Annotated in this window: 17 protein-coding genes and 2 pseudogenes; 1 reads left to right on the plus strand and 18 read right to left on the minus strand. The window is 73.1% G+C overall.

Features of this window, described 5'->3' with window-relative positions:
- Nucleotides 1-19 precede the first annotated feature (19 nt).
- From QUE47_RS15545 to rpsB, 13 genes and pseudogenes are all read right to left on the minus strand, one after another.
- Nucleotides 20-1,200: pseudogene (locus QUE47_RS15545) on the minus strand (glycine C-acetyltransferase).
- The gene (tdh, locus tag QUE47_RS15550) at nt 1,200-2,243 is read right to left on the minus strand and encodes an L-threonine 3-dehydrogenase (protein ID WP_286218020.1); all 1,044 of its coding nucleotides are present in this window, start codon (nt 2,241-2,243) and stop codon (nt 1,200-1,202) included. Before tdh ends, QUE47_RS15545 begins: the two are co-directional and overlap by 1 nt.
- Nucleotides 2,244-2,387: 144 nt before the next feature.
- Nucleotides 2,388-3,284, minus strand: a complete 897-nt coding sequence (locus QUE47_RS15555) for a GNAT family N-acetyltransferase (protein ID WP_286218021.1) — start codon at nt 3,282-3,284, stop codon at nt 2,388-2,390.
- A gap of 87 nt (nt 3,285-3,371) precedes the next feature.
- Nucleotides 3,372-4,511 carry a flavodoxin-dependent (E)-4-hydroxy-3-methylbut-2-enyl-diphosphate synthase gene (gene ispG / locus QUE47_RS15560; protein ID WP_286219545.1) on the minus strand — a complete coding sequence of 380 codons (1,140 nt, stop codon included), beginning with the start codon at nt 4,509-4,511 and terminating at the stop codon, nt 3,372-3,374.
- Nucleotides 4,512-4,590: 79 nt separating this feature from the next.
- Nucleotides 4,591-5,991 carry a M50 family metallopeptidase gene (locus QUE47_RS15565; RefSeq protein ID WP_286218022.1) on the minus strand — a complete coding sequence of 467 codons (1,401 nt, stop codon included), beginning with the start codon at nt 5,989-5,991 and terminating at the stop codon, nt 4,591-4,593.
- Between the two features lie 81 nt (nt 5,992-6,072).
- Complete coding sequence (gene dxr / locus QUE47_RS15570; RefSeq protein WP_286218023.1) at nt 6,073-7,251, minus strand: 1-deoxy-D-xylulose-5-phosphate reductoisomerase; 1,179 nt, start codon at nt 7,249-7,251, stop codon at nt 6,073-6,075.
- Between the two features lie 3 nt (nt 7,252-7,254).
- Entirely contained in the window at nt 7,255-7,806 is a 552-nt protein-coding gene (locus QUE47_RS15575; protein WP_286218024.1) for a DivIVA domain-containing protein, read from the minus strand.
- Nucleotides 7,803-8,906, minus strand: coding sequence for a dual-specificity RNA methyltransferase RlmN (gene rlmN / locus QUE47_RS15580; protein WP_286219546.1), 1,104 nt, complete (start codon nt 8,904-8,906; stop codon nt 7,803-7,805). Before rlmN ends, QUE47_RS15575 begins: the two co-directional genes overlap by 4 nt.
- Before the next feature lie 128 nt (nt 8,907-9,034).
- Complete coding sequence (locus QUE47_RS15585; RefSeq protein ID WP_286218025.1) at nt 9,035-9,877, minus strand: phosphatidate cytidylyltransferase; 843 nt, start codon at nt 9,875-9,877, stop codon at nt 9,035-9,037.
- A complete protein-coding gene (gene frr / locus QUE47_RS15590) occupies nt 9,877-10,434 on the minus strand; it encodes a ribosome recycling factor (protein ID WP_286218026.1) in 558 nt (185 codons plus the stop codon). The genes QUE47_RS15585 and frr overlap by 1 nt, the downstream gene beginning before the upstream one ends.
- A gap of 109 nt (nt 10,435-10,543) precedes the next feature.
- A complete protein-coding gene (gene pyrH, locus QUE47_RS15595) occupies nt 10,544-11,269 on the minus strand; it encodes a UMP kinase (RefSeq protein ID WP_286218027.1) in 726 nt (241 codons plus the stop codon).
- A 219-nt stretch (nt 11,270-11,488) separates the two neighbouring features.
- Nucleotides 11,489-12,328 carry a translation elongation factor Ts gene (gene tsf / locus QUE47_RS15600; RefSeq protein WP_286218028.1) on the minus strand — a complete coding sequence of 280 codons (840 nt, stop codon included), beginning with the start codon at nt 12,326-12,328 and terminating at the stop codon, nt 11,489-11,491.
- A 162-nt stretch (nt 12,329-12,490) separates the two neighbouring features.
- Nucleotides 12,491-13,483, minus strand: coding sequence for a 30S ribosomal protein S2 (rpsB, locus tag QUE47_RS15605; RefSeq protein ID WP_286218029.1), 993 nt, complete (start codon nt 13,481-13,483; stop codon nt 12,491-12,493).
- Between the two features lie 961 nt (nt 13,484-14,444).
- Between rpsB and QUE47_RS15610 the strand changes: the two genes are divergently transcribed.
- A complete protein-coding gene (locus QUE47_RS15610) occupies nt 14,445-14,693 on the plus strand; it encodes a M23 family metallopeptidase (RefSeq protein WP_286218030.1) in 249 nt (82 codons plus the stop codon).
- Between the two features lies 1 nt (nt 14,694).
- On the opposite strand, the gene QUE47_RS15615 is transcribed toward QUE47_RS15610, so the two are convergent.
- The 5 genes and pseudogenes from QUE47_RS15615 to QUE47_RS15635 form a co-directional block, all read right to left on the minus strand.
- Complete coding sequence (locus QUE47_RS15615; protein ID WP_286219547.1) at nt 14,695-15,621, minus strand: tyrosine-type recombinase/integrase; 927 nt, start codon at nt 15,619-15,621, stop codon at nt 14,695-14,697.
- Nucleotides 15,506-16,138: a DprA-like winged helix domain-containing protein gene (locus tag QUE47_RS15620; RefSeq protein ID WP_491018461.1), complete on the minus strand. Its 633-nt coding sequence runs from the start codon at nt 16,136-16,138 to the stop codon at nt 15,506-15,508. Before QUE47_RS15620 ends, QUE47_RS15615 begins: the two co-directional genes overlap by 116 nt.
- A pseudogene (gene dprA / locus QUE47_RS15625) lies at nt 16,115-17,145 on the minus strand (DNA-processing protein DprA); the annotation flags it as partial. The pseudogene dprA and the gene QUE47_RS15620, both read right to left, overlap by 24 nt.
- Nucleotides 17,146-17,187: 42 nt before the next feature.
- Nucleotides 17,188-18,771, minus strand: a complete 1,584-nt coding sequence (locus tag QUE47_RS15630; RefSeq protein ID WP_286218032.1) for a YifB family Mg chelatase-like AAA ATPase — start codon at nt 18,769-18,771, stop codon at nt 17,188-17,190.
- Nucleotides 18,771-19,142 (minus strand): YraN family protein, encoded by a 372-nt coding sequence (locus QUE47_RS15635; protein WP_286218033.1) that lies wholly within the window; start codon nt 19,140-19,142, stop codon nt 18,771-18,773. The genes QUE47_RS15630 and QUE47_RS15635 overlap by 1 nt, the downstream gene beginning before the upstream one ends.
- Nucleotides 19,143-19,152: the final 10 nt, after the last annotated feature.

Genomic DNA, 19,152 nt, shown 5'->3' on the forward strand with positions numbered 1-19,152 from the left:
TCGGGTCGCCGTCACGCTCCTACGCGCCGACCTCGTCGCGCGCAGCGACGAACGCCGCCACGCACGCCTCCACCTGCGCCGGGGTGTGCGCCGCGGAGAGCTGGACCCTGATGCGCGCCGCGCCCCTCGGCACGACCGGGAAGCTGAACGCCGTCACGTACACGCCCCGGCGGTGCATGGCGTCGGCGACGCGGGCCGTCAGGGCGGCGTCGCCGAACATCACGGGCACGATCGGGTGCTCCCCCGGCAGGAGCTCGAAGCCCTCCTGGCTCATGCGCGTCCTGAACAGCTCGGCGTTGCGACGCAGCGTCGCCCGCAGGTCCGCCGACCCCTCGACGAGGTCGAGCGCAGCGAGCGTCCCGGCGACGATCGTCGGGGCCAGGGTGTTGGAGAACAGGTACGGCCGCGCCCGCTGGCGCAGCAGGTCCACGATCTCCCGCCGACCCGACACGTAACCCCCGGAGGCTCCGCCGAGCGCCTTGCCGAACGTCCCGGTGACGATGTCGACCCGGTCGGCCACCCCGCACGCCTCGGGGGTGCCGCTGCCCCGCTCCCCCATGATGCCGACGGCGTGGGAGTCGTCGACGAGCACGAGGGCGTCGTAGCGGTCCGCGAGGTCGCAGATCTCGGCCAGCGGCGCCACGTAGCCGTCCATCGAGAAGATGCCGTCGGTCACGATCACCCGGAAGCGGGCGTCCGCGGCGGCCTGCAGCTGGGCCTCGAGGTCGGCCGTGTCCCGGTTCGCGTAGCGCAGGCGCCGCGCCTTCGACAGCCGGATCCCGTCGATGATCGACGCGTGGTTGAGCGCGTCCGAGATGATCGCGTCCTCGGCCGTGAACAGCGTCTCGAAGACCCCGCCGTTCGCGTCGAAGCACGACGAGAAGAGGATCGTCGACTCGGTGCGCAGGAACGACGACACGCGCTGCTCGAGCTCGAGGTGCTGGTCCTGGGTGCCGCAGATGAACCGCACGCTCGCGAGCCCGTAGCCCCAGGTGTCGAGCGCGTCGTGCGCCGCCGCCACGAGCCGCGGGTCGTCGGCGAGACCGAGGTAGTTGTTGGCGCAGAAGTTCAGCGCCTGCTCGCCGGCGGTCTCGATCACCGCGCCCTGGGCGCCGGTGATCCCCGCTCATGCTTGGTGAGCCCCGCCGTCTCGATCTCGGCGAGCTGCCCCGCGAGGTGCTCCTTGAACCGTGCGTACATCACCACTCCGTCCAGTCGAGGACCACCTTGCCGCCGGTCGCCGACGCGGCCGCCGCGAACCCGTCCTGCCACTGCGAGGCGAGGAACCGTTCCGAGACGATCGTCGCGATCGAGGAGCGCAACCGCTCGCTCGTCTCGAGCATGGCACTCATCGCGTTCCACGTCTCGAACATCTCCCTGCCGTAGATTCCCTTGATCGTCAGCATGTGCGTGACCACCACGCCCCAGTCCACGTCGATCGGGCCGGTGGGCAGCCCCAGCATCGCGACGCGGCCGCCGTGGTTGAGGTTCGCCACGGCCTCGGGCAGCGCCGAGGGGGCGCCGCTCATCTCGAGGCAGACGTCGAACCCCTCGCGCATGCCCAGCGACCGCTGGGCGTCGGCGATCTGCGCGGTGCGTACGTCGACCGTCGCGTCGGCGCCCATCCGCTCCGCGAGCGCGAGCCGCTCGGGGCTCACGTCGGTCCCGACGACGAACCTCGCGCCCACGTGCCGGGCGACCGCGATCGCCATGAGCCCGATCGGCCCGCAGCCGGTGACGAGCACGTCCTCGCCGACCACGGGGAACGCGAGCGCCGTGTGGACGGCGTTGCCGAGAGGATCGAAGAGGGCCCCGACCTCGGGGTCGACGTCGGCATGGTGGACCCACACGTTCGTCGCCGGCAGCACCAGGTACTCGGCGAAGGCGCCGTCGCGGTGCAGACCGAGGCCCTGCGTCCGGATGCACATCTGCCGGCGACCGGCGCGGCAGTTGCGGCACGTGCCGCACACGATGTGGCCCTCGCCCGACACCCGGTCGCCGACCGCGACGTCGTGGACGCCCTCGCCCACCTCGACGACCTCGCCGAAGAACTCGTGGCCCGGGACCAGCGGGGTCCGGACGGCCGAGGCCGCCCAGTCGTCCCACCGCTCGATGTGCAGGTCCGTGCCGCAGATCCCGGTGCGCAGCACGCGGATCTTGACGTCGAGCGGCCCGGCCTCGGGCTCGGGCCGGTCCACGAGCTCCAGACCGGGTCCGGGACCGGCCTTGTACAGCGCCTTCATGCTGGGGTTCCTCCGTCTGGTGTCGTGTCGTTCGTGACGGTCCGCCGTCCGTCGGCCCGGGACGGCCGACGGCGCTGGTCCGGTGGACGTCGCCGCTGCGGGCACGGTCTCACGTCGCCGTGCCGGACGCCGCAGCGGAGCCGGTCAGAACAGGACCGTCGCGCAGGTCCCCACCTGCTCGAACCCTGCCCGCTCGTACGCGCGGAGCGCGCGCTCGTTGTACCGGTTGACGTAGAGGGACACGACCGGTGCCACCTGGGCCCTGGTGAGGCGGACGACGGCGGCCATGCCGTGGGCAGCGAGCCCCCGGCCGCGCAGCCGCGGGTCGACCCACACCCCCTGGACCTGGGCGACGTGCGGTGTCACCGCACCGAGCTCGGCCTTGAACTCGATCGGCGCCGCGCCGTCACCTGTACCCCGACGGACGAACGACCGGCCCTCGGCGATCAGACTGCGCACCCGGTCCTCGTAGGCGCGACCGCCACCGGAGACCGGCGAGTATCCGACCTCCTCGACGAACATGCGCACGCAGGCGGGCAGGACGACCGAGAACTCGTCGGGCGTCGCGCGTCGGACCGCCGGGTCGGCCGCGAGCACGGGGTCGTGACCGATCGCCAGCGACGGCTGGTCGTCGCGGACCTCTCGGGCCTCGGGCCACGCCCGGCGCAGCAGGGCCCACAGCGCGAGGACCGCGTCGCGGTCGCCCACGATGGACGAGCTGCGGCGCCCGTGCCGCTCGGCGGCGGAAGCGAAGGCCGCGAGCGCCGCGTCCCGGTCCGCGGCTGCCGGGACCACGGGCACGATGTTCGCGCCGGCCCAGCAGACCGCCTCGAGGGGGCCTGTCTCGGGGTATCCCCACGCGACACCGCCCGTCGAGCGCAGCCCGGTCCGTGTCGCCTGGACGAGGCGCGCGGCGGCCAGCGCAGAACCCACCGGGTCCGTGGCGCACACCGCGAGCGCCTCCGCGACGTCCCGGTCGCCCAGGGACCGTGCCCGCGGAGCGCCCTTGGGGCCGCGGCGCAGACCGATGACCGAGGTCATGGCGTCAGACGGCTCTCGTCCGGCGGCACGGGCGACCGGTCGTCGGGCAGGTCGTCCGGCGGCACGTGCGACCGGACCTCCGACGGGTCATCCGACACTGACCGTCGGCGAGCCCGTCGACGCGCCCTCCTCCGGCTCCATGGTGTCGGCGATGCGCATCGCCTCCTCGATGAGGGTCTCGACGATCATCGCCTCGGGGACCGTCTTGACGACCTCACCCTTGACGAAGATCTGCCCCTTGCCGTTCCCGGAGGCCACACCGAGGTCGGCCTCGCGCGCCTCGCCCGGGCCGTTGACGACGCAGCCCATGACGGCGACCCGCAGCGGGACCTCCATGCCCTCGAGGCCGGCCGTGACCTTCTCGGCGAGCGTGTAGACGTCGACCTGCGCGCGCCCGCAGGACGGGCACGACACGATCTCGAGCTTGCGGGGGCGCAGGTTGAGGGACTGGAGGATCTGGATGCCGACCTTGACCTCCTCGACCGGCGGCGCGGAGAGGGACACCCGGATCGTGTCGCCGATCCCCTGGCTCAGGAGCGCGCCGAACGCCGTGGCCGACTTGATCGTGCCCTGGAACGCCGGCCCCGCCTCGGTGACGCCGAGGTGCAGCGGCCAGTCCCCGGCCTGGGAGAGCAGCTCGTAGGCGCGCACCATCACGACCGGGTCGTTGTGCTTGACCGAGATCTTGAAGTCGTGGAAGTCGTGCTCCTCGAAGAGGGAGGCCTCCCACACGGCCGACTCCACGAGTGCCTCGGGGGTCGCCTTCCCGTACTTCTCGAGGAGTCGACGGTCGAGGGACCCGGCGTTGACGCCGATACGGAGCGAGGTCCCGGCGTCGGACGCCGCGCGGGCGATCTCCTTCACCTGGTCGTCGAACTTGCGGATGTTGCCCGGGTTGACCCGGACCGCCGCGCACCCGGCGTCGATGGCGGCGAACACGTACTTCGGCTGGAAGTGGATGTCGGCGATCACCGGGATCTGTGACTTGGTCGCGATCGCCGGCAGCGCGTCGGCGTCGTCCTGCGTCGGGACCGCGACCCGCACGATGTCGCACCCGGCCGCCGTCAGCTCCGCGATCTGCTGGAGCGTCGCGTTGATGTCGCTCGTGGGGGTCGTCGTCATCGACTGGACGCTCACGGGGGCGTCGCCGCCGACGTCGACCGAGCCGACGCGGATCTTGCGCGTCCTGCGTCGGGGAGCGAGCACGGGCGGGGGTGCGTCGGGCATGCCGAGACTGATCGGTGAGCTCACCTGTCCAGTATCACCCCTCGGCACAGCAGCCGGGCGACCTGGCGCGGCCGGGGCGTCAGCCGAGGGTGACGGGCGCGACGATGTCGGCGTAGACCAGCAGCGCCCCCACCCCGACCAGCGCCACGAACATGACGTAGGCGACCGGCATCATCCGGGCGACGTCGGCCGGCCCCGGCCTCGGACGCCCGCGCACCCGGGCGATCTGGCGTCGCGCACCTTCGTAGAGCGCGTTGACCACGTGCCCGCCGTCGAGCGGCAGCAGCGGGATCAAGTTGAAGACGAACAGCGCGACGTTCAGCGACGCGAGGAGGGACAGGAGCACGGCGACGCGGTTGACGACGGTCGTGTCGGCCTCCGCGACCTCGACGGCGACGCGCCCCACGCCGACCGGTCCCATCACCGAGGTCGTGTCGCGGTCCTGCCCGCCGAACGCCGCCTGCGCCACGTCGACGACCCGCGCGGGGAGCGTGACCACGACGCCCGCGGTCGCGCTCACCTGCTCCCAGAGGTACCCGGGGACCTCGGAGACCGGCTGGGACTCGAGCTCGGACGTCGGCGCGAACCCGACGTACCCGCCGGGCCGCGTCACCGGCTCGCCCGCGTCGTCCACGACGGGTGCGCCGTCGTCCCCCACCACCTGGCGCTCGACCGGGGCCGGGGTGACCTGCAGGTCCGTGCTGACCCCGTCGCGGACGACGGTCATCGTGGTCGGCTCGCCCGCGGCGTCGTCGATCAGGCCGACCATCTGGTCCCAGCCGGTGACCGCCGTCCCACCGATCGCGACGACCTCGTCCCCCGGCTCGAGACCCGCGGCCGCGGCCGGTGACTGCGGGTCGGTCGCGGTGCACTCCTCGACCTGGGAGGTCGCGCTCGAGGCCGCCACGCACGGGACGACCGCGGAGACCGTCGTGCTCGTCGTGGGCACCCCGATCCCCACGAGCACGACGAGCAGCAGGACCGCAGCGATCACGAGGTTCATCACCGGCCCGCCCAGCATCACGACGACCTTCTTGGGTGCCGAGAGGTTGTAGAACGCGCGGTGCTCCTCGCCCGGCAGGATCTCGGCGTTGCTCGCGTCACGGGCGTCGCCGACCAGCTGCTTGAAGAAGCCCTTCTCGTACGACGCGGCACCGGGTCCGTCAGGACCGATCGGCTCGGGGCCGTCCGCGACGTCCGCCTCCCCGGGGCGGGTCCCGGCCGAGACGGTGCGCCGGTCCGCCGTCGCTGCGGGTGGGTACATGCCGACGAGGCGCACGTACCCGCCCAGCGGGATCGCCTTGAGCCCGTACTCGGTCTCGCCGCGGGTCCGCGACCAGAGCGTCGGACCGAACCCGACCATGTACTGGCTGACGCGCACCCCGAACTTCTTGGCGGGCACCATGTGCCCGACCTCGTGCAGCGCGATGGACACGAGCAGCCCGACGACCACGACGACGATGCCGATCACGATCTCCACGGAACCGCCTCTCGCTCCGGCGAAGCCGCGGGACCTCCGCGGCGACCGGGGTCACCCGCGCCACCAGGCAGGGTACGCCGTTCAGTTGCGTGCGAGCAGGGAGCGAGCCCGGGCCCTGGCCCAGGCCTCCACCTCGGCGAGAGTGTCGAGGGTGAGCGCGTCGGCGGCGACGCCCTCGTGCTCGCCCAGCACCGTCTCCACCGTCGCCACGACGTCCCCGAAGCCGACCCGGCGATCCAGGAACGCCGCGACGCACTCCTCGTTCGCCGCGTTGTAGACGGCCGGGTGCGTCGCCGACGCGGCCAGGGCGTCCCGGGCCATCCGCACCGCGGGGAACACGGACTCGTCGAGCGGTTCGAACGTCCAGGCCGAGGCCTGCGACCAGTCGCACCCCGGGACGACGGGGTCCAGCCGGTCGGGCCAGCCGAGACCGAGCGCGATCGGCAGCCGCATGTCGGGGGGCGAAGCCTGGGCGAGCGTCGAGCCGTCCACGAACTCGACCATCGAGTGGACGACCGACTGCGGGTGCACCACGACGGTGATGTCGGGCGCCGGGACGTCGAACAGCAGGTGCGCCTCGATCAGCTCGAGGCCCTTGTTCATCAGGCTCGCGGAGTTGACCGTCACGACCGGGCCCATCGACCACGTGGGGTGGGCGAGAGCCTGCTCGGGCGTCGCGGCACGCACCGCCTCGGCCGGCCAGCCGCGGAACGGGCCGCCGGACGCCGTCAGGACGAGCCTGCGAACCTCGGACCGGGAGCCCCCGCGCAGCGCCTGCGCGATGGCCGAGTGCTCCGAGTCGACGGGCACGATCTGGTCGGGCCGTTGCAGGTGCGCGCGCACGAGCGCGCCACCCACGACCAGGGACTCCTTGTTCGCCAGCGCGAGCGTCGAGCCGCCGCGCAGCGCGGCGAGGGTGGGACCGAGCCCGATCGACCCGGTCACCCCGTTGAGGACGACGTCGCTGCCGGCCCCCGCGAGCTCGCTCGCGGCATCGGGACCTGCGACGATCTCGACCGCGGCAGCCGCCGCGGACCCGAGGCGCTCGACGAGCGCGTCCCGGAGGGCACCGACCCTCGACGCGTCGGCGACCCCGACCCGCGCCGCACCCAGGGATGCTGCCTGCGCGGCGAGCGCGACGACGTCCGACCCACCCGAGGCGAGCGCCTCGACCCGGAACCGGTCAGCGTGCCTCTCCAGCACGTCGACCGCCTGCACACCGATCGAGCCGGTGGACCCCAGGAGCGTGACGGTCCGCACGGGTCACTCCACCCCGAGCAGCACCTCGACGGCGCGGGCGAAGAACGCGTCGACCGGGCCCTCGGCGTAGCCGGAGCCACCACGGCGCCGACGGAACACCGTGTCCCGGATCTCCCGCGTCGTGAGCGGCACCTGGCTGTCGAAGTAGTCCACGAGCCGGTCGCAGAGGTCGTCCACGTCGTCCGTGTCGTAGGCGGGCTCGCCGCGCTCGGCAGGCGCGAACTTCTCGCCGTCCGGGCGTCCCAGCCGGGGGTAGAGCGTCCGCGCGCGTTCGGCGAGGGCCTCCAGCCACGCCTGCTGGCCGTGCGCCGCGACGTAGGCCGTGCGCTGGCGTGCGATGAACGCGCCCTCCAGGCGGTCCAGGGCCTCGTCGACCTCGTGCGTGTTGTACCCGCCCCGCACCAGACCGAACGTGGAGTTCTGGATCTCGGTGCTGGTCAGCGAGCGCTCCTCACGCCCCTCGTACAGCGCACGGGCGCGGTCGAAGAACTCGTCGACCTCGTCGGGCTCGTACCCCTGGCCGCGCTTCGTCGTGCTGAACAGACTCGTACTCACTCGTCCTCCTCGGCCGCGAGCTGGCCACAGGCCCCGTCGATGTCGCTCCCTCGGGTGTCCCGCACCGTCGTCGGGGTCCCGTGCGCGCGCAATCGTGCCACGAACTCGTCCTCCACGTCCCGGTCGCTCGCCGTCCAGATCGACCCGGGCGTCGGGTTCAGCGGGATCGGGTTGACGTGCACCCAGCCCTTGCCGCGAGCGTTGAGCTTCTCGCCGAGCAGGTCGGCACGCCACGCGTGGTCGTTCATGTCCTTGATCAGCGCGTACTCGATGCTCACGCGCCGACCGGTCGCCTCGAAGTACTCGCGGGCCGCGTCCAGCGCCTCGTCGACCGACCACTTCGTGTTCACCGGCACGAGCTCGCTGCGCAGCTCGTCGTCGGGGGCGTGCAGCGAGAGCGCGAGCGTGACCGGGATCCCCTCGGCCGTGAGCTTGCGCATCGCCGGCACCAGGCCGACCGTCGAGACCGTGACGTTGCGCGCGGACATGCCGAAGCCGTCCGGGGCAGGGGCGACGAGCCGCCGCACCGTGCCGATCACGGCCTTGTAGTTGGCGAGCGGCTCGCCCATCCCCATGAAGACGAGGTTGTTCAGGCGCGTCGGGCCCCCGGGGATGTCCCCGTCCGCGAGCGACTTCGACGCCGACCGCACCTGCTCGACGATCTCTGCCGTCGAGAGGTTGCGCGTCAGCCCGAGCTGGCCGGTCGCGCAGAACGGGCACGCCATGCCGCAGCCGGCCTGGCTCGACACGCAGAGGGTGGTTCGGCGCGGGTAGCGCATCAGCACCGACTCCACCTTCGCGGCGTCGAACAGGTGCCAGAGCGTCTTGACGGTCGTCCCGCCGTCCGCCTCCATCGTGCGGGCCGCCGTCAGGAGCTGCGGGAACAGGTTCTCGGCCAGCACGTCCCTGGTCGCCGCCGGCAGGTCGGTCATGCCCTCGGGGTCGCGCGTCAGGTGCGCGTAGTAGTGGGTCGCGAGCTGCTTCGCCCGGTACGGCTTCTCGCCGAGCGCCTCCACGACCTCCCGGACCTCCTCGGGCGCGAGGTCCGCGAAGTGGCGCGGCGGCTTGCCCCGCCGCTTCGCGGTGAACGACAGCGGCATCGGCGCGGTCTCGTCCCCCGGCCGCACCGAGGGTCGACCGAGGTCTGTCGGTTCGCGGCGCGGACCGGGGGCTGTGCTGACGTTTCGATCGACCATGGCTGGACCTCCGGTCCGACGTGACGTCGCCCTCAGAGGGCGACGGTGAGCATGAGGTAGACGAACGGCGCCGTGAGCAGCATCGAGTCGATGCGGTCCAGGATGCCGCCGTGGCCGGGAAGGAGCGAGCCCATGTCCTTGAGCTCGAGGTCCCGCTTCAGGAGCGACTCCGCGAGGTCGCCGACCGTCGCGGTCAGCGGCGCCAGGATCCCGAGGGCGATGCCGAGCCACGGGTCGGCCCCGAGGCCCCACACGACACCGACCACGCCCACGGCCGTGGCCAGGACGAACGATCCGGCGAGACCCTCCCAGCTCTTCTTCGGGCTGACCGTCGGCGCGAGCGGGTGCCGACCGAACAGCACGCCCGCCACGTACCCGCCCACGTCGTTCGCGACGGCGAGCAGGATGAAGAGCAGGACACGCATGCGCCCGTCGTCCTGCGCGAGCATCAGCATGACGAAGCCCGCCAGGAACGGCAGGTAGGCGACCGCGAAGGTCGTCGCCGCGGCGTCCCGCACCGCGGCAGGTCCCCCACCGTCGACGAGACGCCAGACGACGCACCCGGCGACCGTCAGGAGGAACGCCACCATGAGCGCCTCGGGACCCGAGACGAACGCGGACACGAGGATCCCCGTGCTCCCGACGACCAGCGGCACGATCGGGACCCGGACCTCGCGCCGGGTGAACGCCTGCCGGATCTCCCAGAGCGCACCGCCGACCGCCACCGCGGCGAGCCCGACGAACGGCTCGGGGCGGTAGCCCAGCGAGGCGCCGACGACAAGGAGGAGGAGCAGGCCGATCCCCACCGCGACGGGCAGGTTCCGGCCCGCACGGGACGCCCGGGCCGGCGGCTCGGACAGCGGATCGGCTGTCATCAGACCTCGAGCAGCTCGCTCTCCTTGCCGGCGAGCACGTGGTCGATCGCCTCCACGTGCCCCTTGGTCAGGGCCTCGAGCTCCTTCTCGGCGCGCGCGCCCTCGTCCTCGCCGGCCTCGCCGTCCTTGACGATGCGGTCGAGCTCTTCCTTCGCCCGGCGCCGGACGTTGCGGATCGAGACCCGGGCGTCCTCCGCCTTGGTCTTGGCGAGCTTCACGTACTCGCGACGACGCTCCTCGGTCAGCGCCGGGAGCGAGACGCGGATGATGTTGCCGTCGTTCGTCGGGTTCACGCCCAGGTCCGAGTCCCTGATCGCCTTCTCGATGCCGGCCATCGCCGACTTGTCGAACGGCGAGACGATCAGTGTGCGGGCCTCAGGCGTCGAGAACGACGCGAGCTGCTGCAGGGGCGTCGGCGCGCCGTAGTAGTCCACGGTGATCTTCGAGAACATCGCGGGGTTGGCACGGCCCGTGCGGATCGTCGCGAAGTCGTCCTTGGCGACCTCGACGGCCTTGTCCATCTTCTCCTCGGCCTCGAGGAGTGTCTCGTCGATCACCTGTGCTCCTTCGTGCGTGCGTCGGGCCGGTGCGCGGTGCGCCGGTCTGGGGTCGTCCTGGTCCTGCTGGTCGTTCGACTACGGGTGGTCACACCGTGCCACGGGCCGGTCACCGCGCGGTGACCGACGTGCCGATCTCCTCGCCACGGAGGGCGCGGGTGACGTTGCCCGGCTCGTTCATCCCGAACACCCGCATGCGCACGTCGTTGTCACGGCAGAGGCTGAGAGCCGTCGCGTCCATGACGCCGAGGTCCTCGACGAGCGCGCGCGTGTACGTGAGGTGGTCGAGCTTCGTCGCCGACGGGTCCTTGCGCGGGTCCGCCGTGTAGACGCCGTCGACACCGTTCTTGCCCATGAGCACCTCGTCGCAGTGGACCTCGAGGGCGCGCTGCACCGAGACCGTGTCCGTCGAGAAATAGGGCATCCCGGCGCCGGCGCCGAAGATCACGACACGGCCCTTCTCGAGGTGACGGATCGCCTTGAGCGGGATGTACGGCTCGGCGACCTGACCCATGGCGATCGCGGTCTGCACGCGGGTGTCGGTCCCGGACTGCTCCAGGAAGTCCTGGAGCGCGAGGCAGTTCATCACCGTGCCGAGCATGCCCATGTAGTCGGCACGCGCACGGTCCATCCCGTTCTGCGACAGCTCGGCGCCCCGGAAGAAGTTACCACCGCCGACGACGATCGCGACCTGCACGCCCTCGCGCACAGCGACCGAGATCTCCTGCGCGGCAGAGCGGACGACGTCGGTCGCGAGGCCGATCTCGCCTCCGCCGAACGTCTCTCCGGACAGCTTGAGCAGGACCCTCCGCGGGCCCGATTCCGTACCGACCACCCTGCGCCACACCGTCCTTCGTCGTCGTGAAAACTTGCGGGCCGAGCCTGAGCCGTCGCCGATCCTGCCGACCGGTCGGCAGCGGGGACCCGCCTGCCGCTGCGCGGTTCACCGTCCGGTCCACCGTACCGCCGCGACCGGCCGGACGAAGATCCGTGCCGGTCGGGCCGGCGCGCGTCGGCCCGGCCTGCACAGGGCAGGCCGGGCCGACGCGACCGATCAGGAACCGACGCGGAAGCGGACGAACGAGCTCATCGAGCCGTTCGCGCCCTTGAGGTGCGCCGCGACCGTGGTCTTCGGGTCCTTCGCGAGCGGCTGCTCCAGGAGCACGGCCGACTTGTAGAACCCGTTGAGGCGACCCTCGACGATCTTCGGGAGCGCGGCCTCGGGCTTGCCCTCGTTGCGCGAGGTCTCCTCGGCGATGCGTCGCTCGTTCTCGACCGTCTCGGCCGGGACGTCCTCGCGCGCGAGGAACTCGGGCGACATCGCGGCGATGTGCTGCGCGACGTCCTTGGCGACGGACTCGCCGGCGGCGTCGGTGACGACGACCGCGGCGATCGACGGCGGGAGGTCCTTGGCGGTCCGGTGCAGGTACGCCGTGACCTTCTCGCCCTCGAGGCGCGCGACGCGACGCAGGACGATCTTCTCGCCCATCGTGGCCGCAGCCCCGTTGACGGCGTCCTGCACGGTGCCCTCGGCGAGCGGGGCCGCGAGCGCCGACTCGAGGTCGGTGGCACCCGCGGCGGCGACGGCCGCGAGGACGTCGTTCGCGAAGCCGATGAACGTGTCGTTCTTGGCGACGAAGTCGGTCTCGGAGTTCACCTCGACGACGGTGGCCACCTGGCCGCCGTCGACGTCGTCGATCTGGACGGCGACGAGACCCTCGGACGTGGTGTTGCCCTCGCGCTTCGCCACCCCCTTGAGACCCTTGACGCGGATGATCTCGAGCGCCTTGTCGGCGTTGCCGTCGGCCTCGTCGAGCGCCTTCTTGACGTCGAGCATGCCGGCGCCGGTGCGCTCGCGGAGCGCCTTGATGTCAGCAGCGGTGTAGTTCGCCATGTCTGCTTCCTCACTTCGATGATGGTCGGTCCGAGCCCGGCGCGGCCCTCGGGGCGGCGCGGCGTCGGGAAGGTCTGGGCAGGTCGAGGGCGCTGCGGGAGGACCCGCAGCGCTGGGCGCCGGCGTCCCGGGCCGGTTGAGCCGACCCGGGACACCGTTCGCTCACTTGGAGTCGGTCGCCTCGGCGGCAGGCGCCTCGGTGGGCTCCGCAGCCTTCTCCTCGGCGGCGGGCGCCTCGGTGGCCTCGGCAGCGGGGGCCTCAGCGGACTCGGCAGGTGCCTCAGCAGCAGGCGCCTCCGCGGCCGGAGCCTCAGCGGCCTTCTCCTCGGCGGCCGGGGCGTCAGCAGCCTTGGCCGGAGCCTCGGCGGTCTTCGCGTCCTCGGCGCCCGTCAGGAGCTCGCGCTCCCACTCGGCGAGGGGCTCTGCCGCCTCGTCGGTGCCCTGCTCGTCGCTCTTCTTACCCGAGTGACGCTGCATGAGGCCCTCGGCCGCCGCGTCCGCGATCACGCGGGTGAGCAGCGTGACGGCGCGGATCGCGTCGTCGTTGCCGGGGATCTTGTAGTCGACGTCGTCCGGGTCGCAGTTGGTGTCGAGGATCGCGACGATCGGGATGTTGAGCTTGTGCGCCTCGTCGACGGCGAGGTGCTCCTTGTTGGTGTCGACGATCCACACGGCGGAGGGGACCTTCGCCATGTCGCGGATGCCGCCCAGGGTGCGCGTGAGCTTGTCCTTCTCGCGGCGCAGGACGAGGAGCTCCTTCTTCGTCAGGCCCGACGCGGCGACGTCGTCGAAGTCGATCTCCTCGAGCTCCTTCATCCGCTGGAGACGCTTGTGCACCGTGGTGAAGTTGGTGAGCATGCCACCGAGCCAGCGGTGGTTCACGTAGGGCATCCCGACGCGAGCGGCCTGCTCGGCGACGGGCTCCTGCGCCTGGCGCTTGGTGCCGACGAAGAGGATCGTCCCGCCGTGGGCGACCGTCTCCTTGACGAACTCGTAGGCGCGGTCGATGTACGACAGCGACTGCTGCAGGTCGACGATGTAGATGCCGTTGCGCTCCGTGAAGATGAACCGCTTCATCTTCGGGTTCCAACGGCGGGTCTGATGTCCGAAGTGGACACCGCTCTCGAGGAGCTGGCGCATGGTCACGACGGCCATGGCACGTCCTTTCACGCACGGCCCAGGACCCACCCGGCGCCGTGCATCTCTCGTGCGACCCGCGCAGCTCTCGCTGGTCCCGGGATCGCATCTCTCGGTTGTCGGCACGGACCAGGTAGGCCGTGCCCCTGGTGCCACGTCCGACCCACGCCGGGCTCCGAGGAGCCCGGACCGTCGAGGGCGGGGACGACGAGACGCTCGTGAGCGCCTCGCGCATGGCACGCGATGTCGACGCGCGGGCACCATGGCCCACGTGTCGCAGTTCAGATCTTACCCGACGCGAGCAGGGGTTCCGAACCCGTGCTCGCCGGGGTCCCCAGGCCCCAGGGACCCCCGACCCGATGTCTGTAAGGACGTCGACGTCAGAACCAGACTGAGCCTGCCGGCCGTCCACCGCCGGGCAACTGTCGCCGCCGTCCACCGCGCACGGCGGAATCCGTGACTCGGTCCGCTCGCGCCGACAGCCTCGCCACATGCGAGACGCTCACGAGACACCTCCTAGGACCCTCTGGTGCGCGGCCCACGGGCACGCGGCCCACGGGCGCGCGGTCACGTCCGCGGTGTCCGTCGTGCTGCTCGCGACGGCTCTTGCCGCAAGTCTCGCGACCGCGCCCTCGGCTGCGGCGCCGCAGGTCCTCCGCCCTTGGCACGGGGCCGTGGCCGCAACAGCTGCAACGCCGCCTCCGACCTCCACCGCCGCGGGCGTTCCGGGAACAGACGCCACGCGCTCGGGCGGTCCGCCGACAGGCACGTGGCGCAAGCGGAGCCTGGCCGGCACGTGGCGCGAGCCGAGCCCGGCCGGCCGTTGGGCGCTCCCCCTGGGCGGGCCGGGCGACGTCGCCGCCCGCTTCGACCCTCCTGCGCAGCGCTGGGCCTCCGGGCACAGGGGCGTGGACGTGCTGGGACCGGCCGGGGCCCCGGTCCGCTCCCCGCCGTCGGCACGGTCACGTTCTCTGGATCCGTGGCCGGGCGGGAGCTCGTGGTGATCACCCATCCGGGTGGGCTGCGGTCATCCATCGAGCCGTTGACGGAGCCGGTCGCGGTCGGCACCGTCGTCGGCGCTGGCGACCTGGTGGGGCTTCTCGCGGCAGCACCGAGCCACTGCAGCGAACCGTGCGCGCACTGGGGCGTCCGGGACGGCGAGCGCTACATCGATCCGCTCGCGCTGACCGGCGATGCCGGACCGATCGTCCTGCTCCCCGGCGCGTGAGTCATGCCCGTGGGAACGCCTGCTCGAACGAGGATCTCAACCGCTCGGCGCTGACGTGGGTGTAGCGCTCGGTCGTCCCGAGGGACGAGTGCCCGAGGATCTCCTGCACGCTGCGCAGGTCCGAGCCACCTTCGAGGAGGTGGGTGGCCGCGCTGTGCCGTAGCCCGTGCGGGGAGACGTCGGGGACGGAGCCCGTTCCGGACAGCCGGTGCACGGCCTGCCGCACCTGTCGCTGGTCCCATCGCCCGCCGCGGTCACCGACGAGCAGCGCATCCCCCGCTCGGGCGGTCCACAGGTCGGGCCTTCCGTCGGCGAGCCACCGCCGGACGGCGTCGGCCGCGGGAACACCGAAGGGCACGACGCGCTCCTTGCGCCCCTTGCCCATCACCCGCGCGGAGCGTGTGCCGAGGTCCAGGTCGTCGAGGTCGAGCGCGGCCAGCTCGCCGACGCGCATGCCCGTGCCGTACATCAGCTCGACCGCCACCCAGGCACGCAGGTCCGACGGCGCACCGTCGGTCGCGGCCGTCCGAGCACGCTCCATCATCGCGGTCGCGCTCGCGACGTCGAGCACCACCGGGAGCGTGCGGTCGACCCGCGGGCTCGCGAGTCTCGCGGCCGGGTCGGTCCCGGTCCTGCCCGTGCGACGGGTCCAGGCGAAGAACGCCCGCACCGAGGCCCCGCGACGAGCGAGGCTCGCCCTCGACTGGCCCGCCGCCGCGAGACCCGCCAACCATGCGCGCAGGTCGGACAGCTCGACGTCCTCGAGAGCTGTCGCCTCGCCGGCGGTGACCTGCTCGAGCATGCCGCGCACGTCACCGACGTAGGCGCGGACCGAGTGCTCCGTGAGGCCTCGCTCGACGGCGAGGTGCTCCTCGAAGGCCGCGAGCGCCCGCGCGGCGTCGGCAACAGTTCGGTGGCCTCGTGCCACCCGGGTGGGGTCGTCGGTCATGTAGCGGACTCCCCTTCACCTGGTCGTCGTGGTGCGCGGTCCGGACCGCCACCCCCACTGGACGTCGTGCGCCTCGTGACAGACCACACCCAGGTCCGGGCCGGATCGCGTCCTGCGTCAAGGGTGCTGCGTCAGCACCCGCGGCGCAATCAGGCGCCCCGCGCATCGCCTGCCTCCGTCCGACGCCGCCAGCCCCTCCCCTGCGCTCGGCGAGGCCGGCGATCTCGAGTGCGCCGAGCGCCGCGAGCGTCTCCGCGACGCCGAGCCCTGCTGCGCGGGTCACGGCCTCCGGTGACGCCGACGCGCGCAGCGGCAACGCTTCGAGCACCTGTCGCGCCCTCGGGTCGAGGCCGTCACCCTGCCGGAACTCCGTCGGGGCTACCTCCGCAGCGTCCCCGGGGTGCCCCGCGAGCTCCGCGACCTCGGCCGCGTCCGTCACGCACACCGCACCGTCGCGGAGCAGCCGGTGGCAGCCTGCCGAGCCGGTCGAGGTCACCGGTCCAGGGACCGCGCCGACCGGTCGCAGGAGGTCCCGCGCCCGCGACGCGGTGCTGAGGAGCCCGACCGCCACGCGGCCTCGACGACCACGGTCGCCGACGTGAGCGCGGCGATCAGGCGGTTGCGGAGCAGGAACCGGACCCGGCTCGGGACGGATCCGGGCGGCACCTCGCTCAGGACGGCCCCGCCGGACGCCGAGATCGAACTCAGGAGGTCCGCGTTGCCCGCCGGGTACAGGCGGTCCGCGCCACCGGCGAGGACCGCGACGGTCGCGCCACCGGCCGCGAGCGCTCCGCGGTGCGCCGCCGCGTCGATCCCGTACGCACCGCCCGAGACGACGGTGAAGCCACGGTCGGCCAGTCCCTCGGCCAGCTCGACGGCGACCCTGCGGCCGTACTCGGTGCACGCTCGAGCGCCGACGAGCGCGACCGAGCGCTGCGACGCCCGCCCGAGATCGAGCTCGCCGCGCACCCACAGACACATCGGGCCGTGGACCCCGAGTGCCTCGACACCTCGCGGCCACTGCGGCGAGTCGGGCACGACGACCCGGCCGCCCAGACTCTGGATCACCGCGAGCTCGCGTCGCGGGTCCAGACCGTCGAGCCGTGGCGTCCAGCGGTCCACGGCCCGACGGAGGCGACGCAGCGCGGCCGGGTCGCGCTCGCTCGCGGTGACCGCGCGCTCAGCGTCCCCGGAGGGCCCTGTGACGCGCGCGGTGGGCCCGGCCACCCCGGCCGCGTCGGCTCCGCCGAGCACCCGCCCAGGGTCCGTGACACCTCCCAGCACCCGCCCAGGGTCCGTGACACCTCCCAGCACCCGCCCAGGGTCCGTGACACCTCCCAGGACCCGCCCGGCGGACCCGCGTCCGCCCGCGCCCGCGCCGGGGAGCGGCAACTCCCCTGCCGAGCGCGGGTGCCGTAGAGCCACCGGAGGGCGCTGCTCGGACCGAGGGATGCGACGAGCGCGCCCGCGAGCTCGTCGCCGGGTTCCGTGATGCGGCTCCACGCAGCACGCGCGAGGAGAGGGTCGTCGAGGTCGAACCGGGGGTCAGACATCGGCACCCCTCGTCCGTAGCGCGAGGCCCTGGGCGATCTCCTCGCGCCCCGGACGCGGCGCGCCGGCCAGGTCGCTGAGGGTCCAGGCGACCCGCACCGCTCGATCCGCTCCACGCAGGCTGAGCAGCCCGCGGTCGACGGCGCGGTCGAGATCGCCGAGCACCGAGCGATCGGCCGCGAGCCGTTCCCGCAGCCAGGCGGCCGGAGCCTCGGCGTTGGTGAGCCACGGCGTTCCGCGGAACCGTTGCGCCGCCCGCGACCGCGCCTCGCGAACCCGCGCACCGACGACCGCGGTGGACTCCGGGGTCCGGGCGTCGGCGATGTCGGCCCGCCGCACCGGTCCCACGTCCACCTGGAGGTCGACGCGGTCGAGCAAGGGCCCGGAGAGTCGGGCGAAGTAGCGACGCCGCTCGAGCGACGAGCACGTGCAGTGCCTGCCGTCGCCGACGGCGCGCCCGCACGGGCAGGGATTCGCTGCCATGACGAGCTGGAAGCGCGCGGGGTACCGGGCGGCTCCGCCGGCGCGGTGGATGACCAGCTCGCCGGACTCGAGAGGTTGCCGCAGGGTCTGCAGGACCCTCGTCCCGAACTCCGGGGCTTCGTCCAGGAAGAGGACCCCACGGTGCGCGCGCGAGGCGGCGCCCGGTCGAGGGATCCCGGACCCGCCCCCGACCACCGCCGCGGGCGTGGCGGTGTGGTGCGGCGCCTCGAAGGGCGGCCGGACGACGAGCCCGCCGTCCGGGTCGAACGTGCCCGAGACGGAATGCACCGCGGTCACGGTCACGGCGTCGGCGCCGTCGAGGTCCGGGAGGATCCCGGGGAGTCGCGCGGCGAGCATCGTCTTGCCCGTCCCGGGGGGACCGACGAGGAGCAGGTGGTGTCCACCCGCCGCAGCGACCTCCAGCGCGTGGCGGGCCCCGACCTGACCCCGGACGTCGGAGAGGTCCACCGTCTCGCCGTCCGTCGCGGCCTGCGGACGGGTTCCCCGGCGTGGGACGGCTCGGGCCGGGACGTGCTCGGGGAGGTCCGCCCCGTGCAGCACGAGGACGTCGGCGAGGCTCGCGGCGCCCCTCACCCGGGCCCCTGGCACGAGCGCAGCCTCCCTCGCGTCCGCGGTCGGCACCACGACGTCGCGGAACCCCGCAGCGACCGCTGCCGCGACGGCCGGCAGCACTCCGCGGACCGGCTGCAGCCGGCCGTCGAGGCCCAGCTCCCCCAGATGGACGACCCGCGACACGTCGACCGGGAGGACGCCCGCGCCGGCGAGGATCGCGACCGCCACCCCCAGGTCCAGGGCCGTGCCCGTCTTGCGGACGGAGGCCGGCGCGAGGTTCACGGTGATCTTGCGCTGCGGCCACGGGATGCCGGAGGTCGCGACGGCGGCCCGGACACGGTCCCGCGACTCGTTGACCGCGGCGTCCGGGAGCCCGACCAGCGCGAAGCCCGGGACGGATGCGGCGAGGTGCGCCTGGATCTCGACCACGTGCCCGTCGAGGGCGACGAGCGACACGGTCCGCGTCACGCCGAGCCGGTGTCGTCCCGACCCGGTGCTGCCGACGTCGGCCGGTGGGGGCATCACCACACACCGACCAGGTGCTCGACCTGCGCCGCGCCGGAACCGGGGACGACCACGGCGAGCACGTCGATCCGCACGGACCGCACGACGGGGGCTCCCGGGACGTCCAGGTGGAGCGACGCCCACTCCCCGGTGAGCCGTCGCAGCCGGGCGAGCTTCGCCGGCGTCACCGCCTCGGCGGGGTGCCCGTACCGGGTGCTGCGCCTGGTCTTGACCTCGACGGCAACCAGCGCGTCACCGTCGAGCGCGACGATGTCGAGCTCTCCGCCGGTCCCGCGCCAGCCCCGGTCCAGGACCGTCCACCCGGCGTCCTCGAGGAAGCGCCCGGCCACCCGCTCCCCGTACCGCCCCACCACGTCTTTCGCCCTCATGGCGTCACCT

It is taken from the genome of Paraoerskovia sediminicola (assembly GCF_030296575.1).
Lineage (GTDB): Bacteria > Actinomycetota > Actinomycetes > Actinomycetales > Cellulomonadaceae > Paraoerskovia > Paraoerskovia sediminicola.